The 15,748-nt window shown below is 71.4% G+C and carries 11 protein-coding genes; 4 read left to right on the forward strand and 7 right to left on the reverse strand.

Annotated features, from left to right (window positions below; translation table 11 throughout):
• Positions 1 to 81 precede the first annotated feature (81 nt).
• Genes sqr through KMZ30_RS01330 form a run of 3 tightly spaced genes read left to right on the forward strand, consistent with a single transcriptional unit; the run spans position 82 to position 2,206 of the window.
• Positions 82 to 1,326, forward strand: coding sequence for a type III sulfide quinone reductase, selenoprotein subtype (gene sqr / locus KMZ30_RS01320; RefSeq protein ID WP_215511051.1), 1,245 nt, complete (start codon positions 82 to 84; stop codon positions 1,324 to 1,326).
• 24 nt (positions 1,327 to 1,350) lie between these two features.
• Positions 1,351 to 1,665: a TusE/DsrC/DsvC family sulfur relay protein gene (locus KMZ30_RS01325; protein ID WP_215511052.1), complete on the forward strand. Its 315-nt coding sequence runs from the start codon at positions 1,351 to 1,353 to the stop codon at positions 1,663 to 1,665.
• A gap of 1 nt (position 1,666) precedes the next feature.
• A complete protein-coding gene (locus KMZ30_RS01330; protein WP_215511053.1) occupies positions 1,667 to 2,206 on the forward strand; it encodes a DsrE/DsrF/DrsH-like family protein in 540 nt (179 codons plus the stop codon).
• A gap of 60 nt (positions 2,207 to 2,266) precedes the next feature.
• Here KMZ30_RS01330 and glgB read toward each other — a convergent pair whose 3' ends face one another.
• From glgB to KMZ30_RS01360, 6 genes are all read right to left on the reverse strand, one after another.
• Complete coding sequence (gene glgB / locus KMZ30_RS01335; protein WP_215511054.1) at positions 2,267 to 4,492, reverse strand: 1,4-alpha-glucan branching protein GlgB; 2,226 nt, start codon at positions 4,490 to 4,492, stop codon at positions 2,267 to 2,269.
• On the reverse strand, positions 4,489 to 5,946 hold the full coding sequence (locus tag KMZ30_RS01340) for a maltokinase N-terminal cap-like domain-containing protein (protein ID WP_215511055.1): 1,458 nt from the start codon (positions 5,944 to 5,946) through the stop codon (positions 4,489 to 4,491). Before KMZ30_RS01340 ends, glgB begins: the two co-directional genes overlap by 4 nt.
• On the reverse strand, positions 5,939 to 7,672 hold the full coding sequence (gene treS, locus KMZ30_RS01345) for a maltose alpha-D-glucosyltransferase (RefSeq protein WP_215511238.1): 1,734 nt from the start codon (positions 7,670 to 7,672) through the stop codon (positions 5,939 to 5,941). Before treS ends, KMZ30_RS01340 begins: the two co-directional genes overlap by 8 nt.
• A 14-nt stretch (positions 7,673 to 7,686) precedes the next feature.
• Positions 7,687 to 9,714: an alpha-1,4-glucan--maltose-1-phosphate maltosyltransferase gene (locus KMZ30_RS01350; protein ID WP_215511056.1), complete on the reverse strand. Its 2,028-nt coding sequence runs from the start codon at positions 9,712 to 9,714 to the stop codon at positions 7,687 to 7,689.
• Between the two features lie 66 nt (positions 9,715 to 9,780).
• The gene (locus KMZ30_RS01355; RefSeq protein ID WP_215511057.1) at positions 9,781 to 12,321 is read right to left on the reverse strand and encodes a glycogen/starch/alpha-glucan phosphorylase; all 2,541 of its coding nucleotides are present in this window, start codon (positions 12,319 to 12,321) and stop codon (positions 9,781 to 9,783) included.
• A 130-nt stretch (positions 12,322 to 12,451) separates the two neighbouring features.
• On the reverse strand, positions 12,452 to 13,765 hold the full coding sequence (locus KMZ30_RS01360; RefSeq protein ID WP_215511058.1) for an alpha-hydroxy-acid oxidizing protein: 1,314 nt from the start codon (positions 13,763 to 13,765) through the stop codon (positions 12,452 to 12,454).
• Between the two features lie 374 nt (positions 13,766 to 14,139).
• Here KMZ30_RS01360 and KMZ30_RS01365 point away from each other — a divergent pair, with 374 nt between their 5' ends.
• A complete protein-coding gene (locus KMZ30_RS01365; protein ID WP_215511059.1) occupies positions 14,140 to 14,667 on the forward strand; it encodes a hypothetical protein in 528 nt (175 codons plus the stop codon).
• An 81-nt stretch (positions 14,668 to 14,748) separates the two neighbouring features.
• Here KMZ30_RS01365 and KMZ30_RS01370 read toward each other — a convergent pair whose 3' ends face one another.
• Positions 14,749 to 15,639, reverse strand: a complete 891-nt coding sequence (locus tag KMZ30_RS01370; protein ID WP_215511060.1) for a phytanoyl-CoA dioxygenase family protein — start codon at positions 15,637 to 15,639, stop codon at positions 14,749 to 14,751.
• Positions 15,640 to 15,748: the final 109 nt, after the last annotated feature.

Raw genomic sequence — 15,748 nt, forward strand, 5'->3', positions numbered from 1 at the left:
AGGTGACGGTGTCTGCGAGATCACACCGGGACATACCCCACGGGGTAGACACGCAACTACTACGACGAGTAGTAATGGACCATGACCGGAACCCAGAAGCACCTGCTGGTCCTCGGCGCCGGGACCGCCGGGACGATGATCGTCAACAAGCTGCGCAAGCGGCTGTCCCGCGAGGCGTGGACCATCACCGTCGTCGACCGCGACGACGTCCACGACTACCAGCCGGGGTACCTGTTCATCCCCTTCGGGATCAACACCCCCGAGCAGGTCCGCAAGACCAAGCGCCCCTTCATCCACGACGGCGTCGACGTCGTCATGGGGGTGGTCGAACGGGTCGACACCGAGGCGCACGAGGTGCGCCTCGAGGGCGGCCGCGTCCTGCCCTGGGACCAGCTCGTCATCGCCACCGGCACCTCGCCGCGCCCCGACCAGACCGAGGGGACCCTCGGGCCGCAGTGGCACCAGGAGGTCGGTGAGTTCTACACGTACGAGGGCGCCCTCGCCCTGCACGAGCAGCTCGACACCTTCACGGGCGGTCGTCTCGTCGTGCACATCACCGAGCTGCCGATCAAGTGCCCGGTCGCGCCGCTGGAGTTCACCTTCCTCGCCGACGACTGGCTCCGCCAGCGCGGCCTGCGCGAGCGCACCGAGCTCGTCTTCGTCACCCCGCTCGACGGCGCGTTCACCAAGCCCGTCGCGAGCCGGACGCTCGGCAGCCTCCTCGAGGAGAAGGGCATCACCGTCGAGCCCGACTTCATGATCGAGCGGATCGACCAGGAGCGGAAGGTCATCGTCTCCTTCGACGAGCGGGAGGTCGCCTACGACCAGCTCGTCACCGTGCCGCTCAACATGGGCGCGGACTTCGTCGGCACGTCGGGGCTCGGCGACGAGCTCAACTACGTGCCGGTCGACAAGCACACCTTCCTCGCGCACGGGTACGACGACGTCTTCGCCCTCGGCGACGCGAGCAACATCCCGACGAGCAAGGCGGGGTCGGTCGCGCACTTCTCGGTCGACGTCTTCGTCGAGAACTTCGTCGAGCACGTCGCCGGCCGGCCGATGACCCACTCCTTCGACGGACACGCGAACTGCTTCGTCGAGTCGGGCCACGGCAAGGCGCTGCTCCTCGACTTCAACTACGACACCGAGCCCCTGACGGGCACCTTCCCCCTCCCGAAGGTCGGCCCCATGCGGCTGCTCGGGGAGTCGCGCACCAACCACCTCGGCAAGCTCGCGTTCCGGCACGTCTACTGGAACGCCCTGCTCCCCGGTCACCCGCTCGGCCTGCCCGCCGAGATGTCGATGGCCGGCAAGAACCCCGCCTGAGCCCCACGGAAAGGACACACCGCGATGACCACCACGACGATCGCCGGCCACCAGGTCGAGGTCAACGAGGAGGGCTTCCTCACCCGCCCCGACGAGTGGAGCGAGGACCTCGCCCCGGAGCTCGCCGGCCTCATCGGACTCCAGCTCGGCGACGAGCACTGGAAGCTCATCCACTTCCTGCGCGACGACTTCGCCGCCCAGGGCGAGACCGCCACGCTGCGCCGTGTCTCAACGCAGACCGGGACGCCCGTCAAGCAGCTCTTCGCGCTCTTCCCCGGCAAGCCCGCCAAGAAGATGGCCTACGTCTCCGGCCTGCCCAAGCCCAAGGGATGTGTCTGACATGACCGCCACCGACACCGCACCCGTCGTCGTCCCCTCGTTCGACGACGCCGTCGACAGCGGGCGCAAGCTCGCGATCATCTGCTCCAAGGGCAACCTCGACATGGCCTACCCGGGCCTCATCCTCGCCAACGCCGCTGTCGGCGAGGGCGTCGAGACGCACATGTTCTTCACCTTCTGGGGCTTCGACATCATCACGCGCGCGACGATGGCCGACCTCAAGTTCAGCTTCGTCGGCAACACGGCGATGCACCCGCCGGGCCACAGCGGCATGGGGATCCACCACATGCTCGGCGCCCTGCCGGGGGCCACGGCCGCGGCGACGAAGATGATGAAGAAGCAGATCGCCGACCTCGACGTGCCCGACGTGCCGGAGTTCCTCGAGCTGCTCAGCGGCTCCGGGGTGCACATGTGGGCCTGCCGGATGTCGGCGGACATGAACCACGTGACCGAGGACGACCTCTACGAGGGCGTCGAGGGCATCATCTCCGCCAGCGACTTCATCGAGCTCACCGACGGCGCGCAGCTGCTGTTCATCTGACGGGCGGCGCGCACGACGGCCCGGCGGGACCCTGTCACCCGCCGGGCCGTTCGCGCGTCGTCAGATGTCGAGGACGGTGGCCGGACGCTCGGTGCCGGGGACCGGCGCGAGGTAGACCGTCGAGAGGCGGGCGACCCGCACCGTGACCGACCACGGCTGGTCGTTCCACGGCGTCGGCTCGGCGGTCAGGACGACACCGCCCTGGCTCGGGCTGCCGGCCTCGTCATAGCCGCTCGTGTCGAGGACGACCTCCCAGTCGCCGGAGCGCGGCACGCCGAGGCGGACCCACTCCTTGTCCTCGCCGCTGTAGTTGACGGCCGTGACGACGACGTCGCCCGTGCCGTCGTGCCGCTCGTGGCGCAGGTACGACAGGAGGTTGCCGGTGTTGTCGTCGGCGTCGAGCCAGCGGAAGCCGGCGGGCTGCTCGTCGAGCGTCCAGAGGGCGGGGTGCGCGCGGTAGAGCGCGTTGAGCTGCTTGACGAGGGCGTGCACGCGGTGGTGCGCGGCGTGGTCGAGGAGCCACCACTCGAGCGAGCGCCCGTCGGCCCACTCCTGGGGCTGGGCGAACTCCGAGCCCATGAAGAGCAGCTGCTTGCCGGGGTGGCTCCACATGTAGGCGAGGAAGGCACGCAGCGTCGCGAGCTGCTCGGGCCGCTCGCCGGGGATCTTCGTCAGCAGCGAGCCCTTGCCGTGGACGACCTCGTCGTGGCTGATCGGCAGCACGAAGCTCTCGCTGAACGCGTACATGAGCGAGAACGTCAGGAGGTTGTGGTGGTACTGGCGGTGGACCGGCTGCTCCTGCAGGTAGCGCAGGGTGTCGTTCATCCAGCCCATGTTCCACTTGAGGCCGAAGCCGAGGCCGCCGGCGGACGTCGGGCGGGTGACGCCCGGCCACGAGGTCGACTCCTCGGCGATCGTGACGATGCCGGGGACGCGCTTGTAGGCCGTCGCGTTGGCCTCCTGGAGCAGCCCGATCGCCTCGAGGTGCTCGCGGCCGCCGTGGACGTTGGGGATCCACTCGCCGTCCTTGCGCGAGTAGTCGAGGTAGAGCATCGAGGCGACGGCGTCGACCCGCAGGCCGTCGACGTGGAACTCCTCGAGCCAGTAGATCGCGTTGGCGACGAGGAAGTTGCGCACCTCGAGCCGGCCGAAGTCGAACACGTGCGTGCCCCAGTCGGGCTGGTCGCCGCGGCGGGGGTCCGGGTGCTCGTAGAGGGGCAGACCGTCGAAGCGGGCGAGGGCCCACTCGTCGCGCGGGAAGTGCCCCGGCACCCAGTCGAGGATGACCCCGATGCCGGCCCGGTGCAGGGCGTCCACGAGGTACTTGAAGTCGTCGGGGTCGCCGAAGCGTGCGGTCGGGGCGTAGTAGCCCGTCACCTGGTAGCCCCACGACGGGCCGTACGGGTGCTCCATGACGGGCAGGAGCTCGACGTGGGTGAACCCGAGGTCGGTCACGTAGTTGACGAGGTGCTCGGCGAGCTCGCGGTAGGTGAGGCCCTGGCGCCACGAGCCGAGGTGGACCTCGTAGACGCTCATCGGGCCGGTGTGCGGGTCGCGCGCGGCGCGCTGCTCCATCCAGGCGGCGTCGTCCCACGCGTGGGTGCTCTCGTCGACGACCGAGCCGGTGCGCGGCGGGCACTCGGTGCGGCGGGCCATCGGGTCGGCCTTGGCGCGCACGACGTCGTCGGCGCCGCGGATCTCGTACTTGTAGACCGCACCCGCGCCGACACCAGGGACGAAGAGCTCCCAGACGCCGCTGCTGCCGAGGTGGCGCATCGGGTGCACGCGCCCGTCCCAGCCGTTGAAGTCGCCGACGACCCGGACGGCCTTGGCCCGCGGGGCCCACACCGCGAAGGAGGTGCCGCGGACCTCGCCCATCGGGCCCGGGTAGGTGTGCACGCGGGCGCCGAGGACGGTCCACAGCTGCTCGTGGCGGCCCTCGCCGACGAGGTGCAGGTCGACCTCGCCGAGGGTCGGGGCGAAGCGGTAGGGGTCGTCCTGCTCGTGCTCGATGCCGTCGTCCCACGCGACGAGGAGGCGGTAGTCCATCGTCCGCGTCGTCTCCGGCCGGACGGCGGTCCACACGCCCTCGGCCTCGTGCTCGAGCGTGAGCTCCTCGCCGTCCTCGAACCGCACCCGCACCGAGCGGGCCATCGGCCGCAGGACGCGGATGCGCAGTCCCGCCGGCTCGAGGTGCTGGCCGAGCAGGTCGTGCGGCTGCTGGTGGCGGCCCTGGACGAGGGCGGCGATGGCGCCTCCGACCTCGGGGCTGGGGGAGGGGGTCACGAGAGATCTCCTTGCGGCGGGGTGGCGGGGGAGAAGCGGGCGGTCAGCCGGGTCACGGCGTCGAGAGGGACCGTGAGCCACTCGGGTCGGTTGCGGGCCTCGTAGACCACCTCGTAGAGCGCCTTGTCGAGCTCGAAGGCGGCGAGCACGGCGGGGCGGTGGCGGGGGTCCTCGACGGCCTCGGCGGCGTACCCGTCGAGGAAGGCGTCCTGGGCGGCGGTGACCCACGAGCGGGCGGACCGGCCGACGACGCGCTCGAGCGTGCCGCCGACGTAGTCGAAGCTGCGGAGCATCCCGGCGACGTCGCGGACCCACTGGTCGGGCAGCACGCGCTCGGCGAGCGGACGCAGCGGCTCGCCCTCGAAGTCGAGCAGGACCCAGCCGCGCTCGGGGGAGCGCAGCACCTGGCCGAGGTGGTAGTCGCCGTGGATGCGTTGCAGCGCAGGCCAGTCGGCGCCCGCAGCGGCGGCGAGGACGGCCTCGACGGCCGGTGCCTCGGCCGCGAGCCCGGGCACCGCCGCGACGGCGGCGTCGAAGCGCGAGCGCATGCTCGCGAGGATGGCGTCGACCTGCTCGCGCGTCGTCGGGGTCGTGCCGAGCACGCCGGCGAGGGTGCGGTGCACCTCGGCGGTGGCCTCGCCGAGCTCGCGGGCCGGGCCGGTGAAGTCCGTCCCGTCCTCGGCGGCGCGCAGCGCGACCCGCCAGGCGTCCTCGACGCCGGGCAGGAACTCCTGAGCGAAGGCGAGGTGGCCGTGGGCCGGGCGGTCGCCCTCGGGGCCGGGGTGCGGCCAGGCGCCGGTCACCGCCCCGACGACCCCGGGCACGCGGCGCGAGCCGGCGTCGACGAGGGCGCCCTGGAGCACGACGTCGGGGTTGTCGCCGGGCGAGAGCATCCGGAAGACCTTGACGATGAGCGGCACGTGGGCGCCGGACTCGTCCTCGGTGTCGAGGATGACCGAGGTGTTGGACTGCTCGCCGGTGAGGACCCGGGACGAGCGGACGCGGACGGCCGAGGTCCAGCTCGGCTGCGGCACACCGGAGACCGAGTCGTCGACCGAGTCGGACGCGGACGACGACGCGGCCGGGACGCGCCCCTGGACGAGCTCGAGGAGCTGCGCGGCGTAGATGGGGTCGTGCGGCGCGTCGTACACCCAGCGGCGGCCGAGCACCGAGTGCTCGAGCGTGCCGACGAGCGCGTGGTCGGCAGACGCCAGCGGCTCGCCGCGGTAGGTGAGCGGCACCTGGTAGACGACCGGCTCGTCGCCGGACTCGTCGACGACGACCATCGTCTCGATGCCGACCTCGCCGGCCGGGTCGTCGAGCCGCCACGCCGCGAGCCGGCGCACCGACGGGCGCCGGCCCTTCGCGGCGTACCAGCGCTGCGCTCCCATCCACTCCTCGACGAGCTCCTGCTTCGAGGGGGTGAGGCTCGCGCCGGTGTGGATCTCAGCCACGGTCGCTCCCGGGCGGCGGGTCGAGCGCCAGCCAGAAGAAGTCGCGCGAGCCGAGGGTGACGGTGAGGGTGCCGTCGGCGGAGACGTCGGGGAACCCGGTGCCGCCGAACAGGTCCCGCGTCTCCCAGCCGGCGAGCTCCTCCGGCAGGGTCACCGTCGTGGCCTGTGGGCGTGAGGAGAGGTTGTTGATGCAGAGCACCGCCTTGGCCGAGCGGTCCTCGACGTCGCGGTCGCGCCGGTCGACCCGGGTGTAGGCGAGGACGCGGTCGTGCGTGGAGTCGCAGACCGTGAAGTCGCCGAGCCCGAAGACGGGGTGCTCGCGCCGGACCGCGAGCATGCCGCGCACCCAGTGCAGGAGCGAGGAGCCCGAGGCCATCTGCGCCTCGACGTTGACGTGGTTGTAGTGGTGGACCAGCGACTGCACGACGGGCAGGTAGAGCTTGCCGGGGTCGGCGGTCGAGAAGCCGGCGTTGCGGTCCGGGGTCCACTGCATCGGCGTGCGCACCGCGTCGCGGTCGTCGAGCCAGATGTTGTCGCCCATCCCGATCTCGTCTCCGTAGTAGAGGCACGGCGAGCCGGGCAGCGAGAGCAGCAGCGCGTGGATCAGCTCGATCTCGGGGCGGCTGTTGTCGAGCAGCGGCGAGAGCCGCCGCCGGATGCCGACGTTGGCGCGCATCCGGGGGTCCGGCGCGTACCAGCCGTACATCGCGGCGCGCTGCTCCGGCGTCACCATCTCGAGGGTCAGCTCGTCGTGGTTGCGCAGGAACGTGCCCCACTGGGTGCCGGCCGGGATGGCCGGGGTGTCGGCGAGGACGTCGATGATCGGCGACGCCTTCTCCTCGCGCAGCGCGTAGTAGAGCATCGGCATGACGGGGAAGTGGAAGCACATCTGGCACTCCGGCGACTCCTCGGTGCCGAAGTAGTCGACGACGTCGCGCGGCGGCTGGTTGGCCTCGGCGAGGAGGATGCGCCCCGGGTACTCGGTGTCGACCATCCGGCGCAGCGAGGCGAGGAACTCGTGCGTCTTCGGGTGGTTCTCGCAGTTGTGCCCCTCCTCCTCGTAGAGGTAGGGGACGGCGTCGAGCCGGAAGCCGTCGATGCCCATGTCCATCCAGAACCGGACGGCGTCGAAGATCGCCTCGTGTACGGCCGGGTTCTCGAAGTTGAGGTCGGGCTGGTGGCTGAAGAACCGGTGCCAGAAGAACTGCCGGCGGATCGGGTCGAAGGTCCAGTTCGAGGTCTCGGTGTCGATGAAGATGATCCGCGCGTCGGTGTACCGGTCGTCGGTGTCGGACCAGACGTAGAAGTCGCCGTACGGGCCGTCCGGGTCGCTGCGCGAGGCCTGGAACCACGGGTGCTGGTCGCTCGTGTGGTTCATCACGAGGTCGGTGACGATGCGGATGCCGCGGGCGTGCGCCTGGGTGATGAGCTCGCGGAACTCCGGCAGCGTGCCGAACTCCGGCAGCACCTGCGTGTAGTCGGAGATGTCGTAGCCGCCGTCGCGCAGCGGGCTCGCGTAGAACGGCGGCAGCCACAGGCAGTCGATGCCGAGCCACTGGAGGTAGTCCAGCCGGTTGATGATGCCCTTGAAGTCGCCCTCGCCCGAACCCGTCGAGTCGCCGAAGGCGCGCACGAGGACCTCGTAGAAGACGGCCGTGCGGAACCACTCGGGGTCGTGCCGCAGGCCCGGCTGGTTCATGCCGAGGCCCGGGGTGCTGTGCCCCATCCCGGGGATCGCGCTCACCAGGGCCTCCTCAGCTCGACGACGTGACAGGGTTCGACCTCCGGGCCGAGGCGGACGTAGACGTCGCGCTGCCACGTCCACGTCTCGCCGGTCACGAGGTCGTGGGCCTCGAAGGAGTCGCCCGGCTGGAGCCCGAGCGCCGGCATGTCGAGGCGCAGGGTCGTGGCCCGGGTCGAGTGCGGGTCGAGGTTGGCGACGACGAGGACGACGTCGTCCGTGCCGTCGTCGAGGACGCGGCGCTTGGAGAACGCGATGAAGTTCTCGTCGTCGACGTGGTGGAACTCGATGTTGCGCAGGCGGTGCAGCGCCGGGTGGGCGCGGCGCGCCTCGTTGAGCATGGTCAGCCAGCCGGCGAGGGACTGGCCGTCCTTCGGGCCGCCGGGCTCGTAGTCCGCCCAGCCGCGGTCCTTGAACTCGTACTTCTCGTTGTCGATCTGCTCCTCGGCCCCGGGGCGGGCGACGTGCTCCATCAGCTCGTAGCCGGCGTAGATGCCGTAGGTCGGCACGAGGGTCGCGGCGAGGGCGCTGCGCACCTTCCACGCCGCCGGGCCGCCGAACTGCATGTACGGCGTGAGGATGTCGTGGGTCGTCGGCCAGAACGAGGGGCGCATGTAGTCGGCGGCCTCGCCCGAGAGCTCCTGGAGGTACTCGCGCAGCTCGGGGGCGGTGTTGCGCCACGTGTAGTACGTGTAGCTCTGCTGGAAGCCGACCTTGGCGAGCGTGTGCATCATCGCAGGCTTCGTGAAGGCCTCGGCGAGCCAGATGACGTCGGGGTGGTCCTTCGCCACGTCGGCGATGATCCACTGCCAGAACTCGACCGGCTTGGTGTGCGGGTTGTCGACGCGGAAGATCTTGACGCCGTGGTCGATCCACACCTGGACGACGCGGCGCACCTCGGCGTAGATGCCCGCCGGGTCGTTGTCGAAGTTCAGCGGGTAGATGTCCTGGTACTTCTTCGGCGGGTTCTCGGCGTAGGCGATCGTGCCGTCGGCGCGCGTCGTGAACCACTCCGGGTGCTCGGCCACCCACGGGTGGTCGGGGGAGCACTGCAGGGCGAGGTCCATCGCGACCTCCATCCCGAGGCGCTCGGCCTCGGCGACGAACGCGTCGAAGTCGGCGAAGGTCCCGAGGTCGGGGTGGATGGCGTCGTGGCCGCCGTCGGGGGAGCCGATGGCGTACGGGCTGCCCGGGTCCTCGGGGCGCGCGTCGAGGGTGTTGTTCGGGCCCTTCTTCGCGGCCTGCCCGATCGGGTGGATGGGCGTGAGGTAGACGACGTCGAACTTCATCGCGGCGATGGCCGGCAGGCGCTCGGCGGCGGTGCGCAGCGTGCCGGTGACCCAGCGGTGGTCCTCCGCGTCGTAGCGGGCGCCCTCGCTGCGCGGGAAGAGCTCGTACCACGCGCCGTACAGGGCGCGCTCGCGCTCGACGAGCAGCGCGTGCTCGGCCGACGGCGAGACCATGTCGCGCAGCGGGCGGGCGCCGAGCTCGAGCTCGACGGCCGCGTCCGTGCCGGCCTTGAGGCGCACGAGGTCGGGGCGGCTCGCGTCGCGCAGGGTGCGGATGGCGTCGACGAGCACCTTCTCCTGGGCGGGGGTGCGGTCGACCTCGTCGAGGGCCCGCTCGAGGACGAGCGCGCCCTCCTCGAGCATCAGCTCGGTGTCGACGTCGGCGGCGACCTTGATCGTCGCGTCGTGCTCCCAGGTGCCGTAGGGGTCCGACCAGCCCTCGACGCGGTAGGACCACCAGCCGGTGCGGTCGGGGGTCACGCGGGCGACCCACGTGTTGAGCCCCTCGTTGGTGCACGTCATCGGCACGGGGTGCTCGCCGCCGTCGGGGTCGGTGAGCACGACGGTCGCGTTGACCGCGTCGTGGCCTTCCCGGAACACGGTCGCGGAGACCTCGAGCTCCTCGCCGACGACGGCCTTCGCGGGGCGCGCCCCGTGGTCGACGACGGGGCGGACGTCCTGGACCGGGATGCGGCCGATCGGGACCTGGGGCGGGGCGGTGCGGAGGGCATCACTCACCCCACCGAACCTACACGGACGGGGGCGGGTGGCGCGGGTCGCGTCACCCGCCCGTCCGCGTGCTGGTCAGGCGCGCCAGATGCGCTCGAGGTAGTCGCGCATCGAGCGGTCGGAGGAGAAGAACCCCGAGCGCGCGACGTTGAGGATGGCCGACCGCGACCAGGCGTCCTCATCGCGGTAGGCGGCGTCGACGCGGGCCTGCGCGTCGAGGTAGGCCTGGAAGTCCGCGAGGGCCATGAAGGCGTCCTGGTGGAGCAGGTTGTCGATGACCGGGGCGACCGCCTGCCGGTCGCCGTCGGTGAACCGGCCGCTCGCGAGGAGGTCGATCGTGCTGCGCAGGCGCGGGTTCTCCTCGTAGTAGCTCGAGGGGGAGTAGCCCGGCCGCAGCCGCTCGACCTCCGGCTCGGTCATCCCGAAGAGGAAGAAGTGGTCGTCGCCGACGAGCCGGCGGATCTCGACGTTCGCGCCGTCGTCGGTGCCGATGGTCAGCGCGCCGTTGAGGGCGAACTTCATGTTGCCCGTGCCCGAGGCCTCCTTGCCCGCGAGCGAGATCTGCTCGGAGAGGTCGGCGGCCGGGATGAGCTTCTCGGCGAGGGTCACGTTGTAGTTCGCCGGGAAGGCGACCGAGAGCCGGCCGGCGACGACGGGGTCGCTGTTGACGACGTCGGCGACGGCGTTGATGAGGAAGATGATCTCCTTCGCCATGTGGTAGCCGGGGGCCGCCTTGGCGCCGAAGACGAAGGTGCGCGGGACGATGTCGTCGGCGGCGACCCGGCCGGAGACGACGTCGTCGTAGAGCGAGACGATGTGGAGCAGCTTGAGGGTCTGGCGCTTGTACTCGTGGAGGCGCTTGACCATGACGTCGAGCATCGTGTCGCGGGGGATCTCGAGCCCGTCACGGACCTTGAGCAGGTCGTGCAGGCGCTCCTTGTTGGCCTGCTTGACCCGGCGGAACTCGGCGCGGAACGAGGCGTCGTCGGCGAGCGGCTCGAGCTCGCGCAGCCGGTCGAGGTCGGTGACCCAGCCCTCACCGATCGTGTCGTTGAGCAGCTCCGAGAGCCGGCGGTTGGCGAGGCGCACGAACCGGCGCGGGGTGATGCCGTTGGTGACGTTGGTGAACTTCTCGGGCCAGAGCTCGCTGAAGTCGGGCAGCACCTTGTCGCGCAGCAGCTGGCTGTGCAGCTCGGCGACGCCGTTGACCTTGGATCCGGCGACCGTCGCGAGGTAGGCCATCCGCACGGAGCGCTCGGGGTACTCGGCGATGACCGACATCCGGCGCACCCGCATCTCGTCGCCGGGGAAGGCCGCGCGGACCTCCTCGAGGAACTCCTCGTTGATCCGGTAGATGATCTCGAGGTGGCGGGGCAGCAGCCGGCCGAGGAGCTCGACGGGCCAGACCTCGAGGGCCTCGGGCAGCAGGGTGTGGCAGGTGTAGGCGAAGCACTTCTGGGTGATGCTCCACGCCTCGTCCCAGTCGAAGCCCTTGCGGTCGACGAGGATGCGCATCAGCTCGGGGATGGCGATCACCGGGTGGGTGTCGTTGAGCTGGAACATGATCCGCTCGTTCAGGCGGCGCAGGTCGAAGTCCGCCGGCAGCGTGTTGTCGATGAAGTCGTGCAGCGAGCACGCGACGAAGAAGTACTGCTGCTGCAGGCGCAGCTCCTTGCCCTGCGGCGTGGAGTCCTCCGGGTAGAGGACCTTCGAGATGTTCTCGGCGAAGGTCTGGGCGCGCACGGCCTGGGCGTAGTCGCCGGAGTTGAAGATCTGCAGGTCGAACGCCTGCGTGGCGCGGGCGCTCCACAGACGCAGGGTGTTGACGACGCCGTTGCGGAAGCCCGGGACCATGTAGTGGTACGGCATCCCGAGGACGTTCCAGTCGGGCGTCCACGTGGTCCGCTCGGTGCCGGCGTCGTCCGTCGTCGTGGTCGTCGAGCCGCCGAAGCCGACGAGCACCTGGCGCTCCGGGTGCGGGAACTCCCAGGGGCTGCCGAGGGAGAGCCAGGAGTCCGGCCGCTCGACCTGGCGGTCCTCCTCGAAGGTCTGGCGGAAGATGCCGTACTCGTAGCGGATGCCGTAGCCGATGCACGGGACGTCCATCGTCGCGAGGGAGTCGACGAAGCAGGCCGCGAGCCGGCCGAGACCGCCGTTGCCGAGGCCGGGCTCCACCTCCTGCGCGCGCAGCGTCGCGATGTCGATGCCGCAGCGGCGCATCGCCTCCTCGGCGATGTCCTGGAGGTTGGTCGCGAGGACGTTGTTGCCGAGCTGGCGGCCCAGCAGGTACTCGGCCGAGAGGTAGCCGATGGTCTTCTGCTGCGCCTGGCGGCGGCGCGCGCCGGTCTCGAGCCAGTCGGCCATGAGGTAGCGGCGCACCGTCCGGGCCAGCGCGAGGTACTGGTCGTTGACCGTCGACTGCGACAGGAGCGTGCCCTGGCTGTAGTTCAGCTCGGCGAGGAAGGTCTCGACGAAGCCGTCGACCGTCGTGGCCGGCTGGACGACCGGGCCGTTGGCCAGCGGGTGCGTCGTGCGGAACTCCGGGCCGATCCGGCGGGCGTCGGTCGACGGCGACTCGTCGGAGACGAGGGAGCTCGTGGGCACGGTGTCGGTCATCGGTGCTCGTCCTTCGGGCATGAGGTGGGTCGGGCGCGGCGACGGTGGTGCGCTGACACAGGGTAGCGACCTCGTGCGGAAACGCTTGCACACTCGGGGGGTGGCGCGCAGCCCCTCGACCGGATGCCGGTCAGCCGGAGCGGGTGAGGAGGTCGGGCGTGAGGTCGGCGAGGGTGCGGACGCCGGTGAGCGCGGCCGTAAGGTCGAGCTCGGCGGCGATGTTGCGCAGGACCTCGCCGACGCCCTCCTCACCTGCGAGGGCGAGCCCGTAGACGTGGGGGCGACCGATGCCGACCGCGGTCGCGCCGAGGGCGAGCGCGACGAGCGCGTCGACGCCGGTGCGCACCCCGCTGTCGAAGAGGACCGGCGTGCCGGGGGCGCGCTCGCGGACGGCTGCGACGACGCCGGGCAGCGCGTCGAGCGCCGCGACGGTGCGGTCGACCTGCCGGCCGCCGTGGTTGCTGACCCAGAGGCCGTCGACGCCGAGGTCGAGGGCCCGGGTGGCGTCGTCCGGGTGCAGCACGCCCTTGAGGACGACCGGCAGGCTCGTGAGCTCACGCAGGCGTGGGAGGTCCGCCCAGGTGAGCGAGGGGCGCGAGAAGACGTCGAGGAAGGTCTCGACGGCGGCGCGCGGCACGGGGGAGCGGAGGTTGTCGCGGGTGCCGCCGGGGTGGTTGCGGCTCATCGCGAGGAGGGTGCGGACGGCGGTGGGGGTGGGGCGGGGGCTCGGTTCGGCCGGGCGTGCGGAGGCGGCGGCGACGCGCTCGGCGACGAGCCGCGCGAAGACCGGGTCGCAGGTGTACTGCGCGATGCCCTCGCCGCGCGCGAAGGGGAGGTGGCCGAGGTCGAGGTCGCGGGGTCGCCACCCGAGGTAGGCGGTGTCCAGGGTGACGACGAGGGCCTCGGCGCCGCAGGCCTCGGCGCGGTGGACGAGGGAGGCGGCGAGGTCGTCGTCGCGGCTCCAGTAGAGCTGGTACCAGAACGGGCTGCCGGCCAGCGCCTCGGCGACGGTCTCCATCGGGACGCTCGCCTGGGTGCTGAGCACCGGGGTGACGGAGGCGTCCCGGGCGGCGCGGGCGACGGCGAGGTCGGCGTCGGGGTGGGCGGCCGACAGCACGCCGACGGGGGAGACGAGCAGGGGCGTCGCGTGGCGGCGGCCGAGGACCTCGACGCCGAGGTCTCGCTCGGAGGTGTCGACGAGGAGGCGCGGGACGACGCGCCAGCGGTCGAACGCCTCGCGGTTGGCGCGGGCCCCGGCCTCGCTGCCGGCCGAGCCGGCGACGTAGGCGAAGCCGCGGCGTGACATCACCTTCTCGGCGGCCTCCTCGAGGCGGGTGCCGTCGGTGGGGACGGCCGGGCGCCGCCCGAAGGAGCCCGCCCGGTAGATCGCCGCCTGCGCCACGCGCCCGATGCCCTCGGCCACCTGCCTGGGTGCTCGCGTCATGCCCGCCTGTCTACACGGTGCGGAGCCGGGCGGTGGCGGTGTCGGTCGGACGAGTCGTGCTGTGGGGCGGGGCCCGGACGGGGATCCGGCGGCGCCGGGGAAAGGGGTGTGGTCCCGGGATCCATGCGCCGCGGAAAGAATCCCATGCGCCGCGGAAGGAAGACCTTGCCGGGTGGAAGGAGTGGTTGCGGGTGGAAGGAGTGGTTGCGGGTGGAAGGGAAACCTTCCGGGGTCACAGGATCTGGGGAGTGCACCCTGTGGGTGGCACGGCGCGGCGTCGGTCGGGCGGCGCGGCGCCGACCGGTCGACCGGTCCGGGGGCCCGCCGGGCGAACCGGGCGACCCGGTCCGCGGTGGACGCCCTAGGGTCGTGCCGTGCAGCGTTTCGTGTGGGTCGCCTGGGGTCTCCTCGTCGTCGTCGTCGACCTGCCGCTCGACGGCTGGGACGTCCTGCCCGACGTCGTCGGGTACGCCTGGGTCATCTACGGCCTGACGGGCGCCGCGGGCGTCCACCCGGCGTTCGTCCGCGCGCGGTCGGCGGCCGTCGTCGGCATCCCGGTCTGGGCGGTGCTCGGGACCCCGCTCTTCGCCTCGCCGCGCTACGGGACGCTGCTCGTCACCGCCCTCACGGTGCAGGTCGTCGTCACCACCCTGCTCGTCCACCAGGTCTGCACCGGCATCCTCGCGACCGCGCCGGCGGACGACCCGGACTCCGCCCGCTGGGCCCGCATCCTGCGCGTCGCAACCCTCGTCGTCGGTGTGCTCATGCTTCTCGCCATCGTCCTCACCGTCGGCGGTCTCGGGCTCTACCCGCTGACCTTCCTCGCCAGCGTCGTCGTCGGCGTGCTCACCGTCATCCTCGTCCAGCGCGTGGCCCGTGCCGGGTGGATCGCCACCGCCTGACCGGCGCACGCCCGCCCCGCGACGCGACGAGGCCCCCGGACCGTGCGGTCCGGGGGCCTCGTCGTGCCGTGCGTGACGCGGTCAGCGCAGGTAGGGGATGGCCCGGTCGAGCAGGCCCCGCTCCTTGAGCTCGGCGCGCAGCGGGATCTCGTCGTCGATCCAGCCGCTCTGCTTGATGCCCCAGAAGGACGCGTGGTCCGGGCCGTAGCCGAGGAGCTGCTGGTGCAGCGGCGAGAGGCCCTGGAACCACTCGGAGGACTGGTCGGCGACCGCCTCGTCGAGCGGGCGGATCCAGCGGTAGGTGTAGCCGATGAACATCAGCTTGCGGATGCGCTCGCTCTTGTTCATCGAGCGGCTGTGCCAGATGCGGCGGTCGAAGATGAACGCGTCGCCCGGCTCCAGGAGCACCTCGACGGCACCCTCGGGCTCGATGATCGGGTCGCCCGGCTTCTCGGGGCGGCCCTCCAGGGTGTTGTTCTTGTGGCTGCCCGGGATGACCTTGGTGTTGCCGTAGCCCGGCTCCGAGAGGTCGGTCAGGGCGTAGCAGATCTTCGTCATGAACATCGGACGGACGTCCATGTCGATGTCCGAGTTCTGCCGGTACCCGTCCTGGTGCCAGTTCCAGAAGGGCGGCTCGTCCTTCGGCGGGTTGACGTCGATGTGGTTGTGGTGCGTGTAGATGTTCCAGCCCATGTTCCCCCAGATGTAGGGGAAGGTCGTCGGCCAGGTGAGCAGCTCGGGGAAGCGCGGGTCCTTGTGCAGCCACCCCATGACGTGGATGGAGCGGTCCGGGCGCAGCTCGCCGGCGGCCTCCTCCTCGGCGTAGATGCGGTCGACGGCGTTCTCGAAGTACGCCCGGTCCTCCTCGGGGAGGGCTCCCTTGATGACGACGAAGCCGTCACGGTCGTACTGCTCGCGGATGGCCGGGTCGATCGGTTCGAAACCGGTCGGCGCGGGTGCGGTCGCGGTCATGCTCGGTGTCTCCTCGGATCGGTGACTCGCGGACTGCCCGCCAGTCTAGGACGCGGGCCGCGACACGTCGGGAGGCGACACCGGGCGGTCTCCGCGGGGTGACGGCGAC

It is taken from the genome of Phycicoccus mangrovi, from assembly GCF_018729305.1.
Lineage (GTDB): Bacteria > Actinomycetota > Actinomycetes > Actinomycetales > Dermatophilaceae > Phycicoccus > Phycicoccus jejuensis.

Excerpts from the sequence above, each read along its gene's own strand:
- KMZ30_RS01325 (WP_215511052.1), top strand. The coding sequence starts at position 1,351 with ATGACCACCACGACGATCGCCGGCCACCAGGTCGAGGTCAACGAGGAG.
- sqr (WP_215511051.1), top strand. The coding sequence starts at position 82 with ATGACCGGAACCCAGAAGCACCTGCTGGTCCTCGGCGCCGGGACCGCC.
- KMZ30_RS01330 (WP_215511053.1), top strand. The coding sequence starts at position 1,667 with ATGACCGCCACCGACACCGCACCCGTCGTCGTCCCCTCGTTCGACGAC.
- KMZ30_RS01360 (WP_215511058.1), bottom strand. The coding sequence starts at position 13,765 with ATGACGCGAGCACCCAGGCAGGTGGCCGAGGGCATCGGGCGCGTGGCG.
- treS (WP_215511238.1), bottom strand. The coding sequence starts at position 7,672 with ATGGGGCACAGCACCCCGGGCCTCGGCATGAACCAGCCGGGCCTGCGG.
- KMZ30_RS01355 (WP_215511057.1), bottom strand. The coding sequence starts at position 12,321 with ATGACCGACACCGTGCCCACGAGCTCCCTCGTCTCCGACGAGTCGCCG.
- KMZ30_RS01370 (WP_215511060.1), bottom strand. The coding sequence starts at position 15,639 with ATGACCGCGACCGCACCCGCGCCGACCGGTTTCGAACCGATCGACCCG.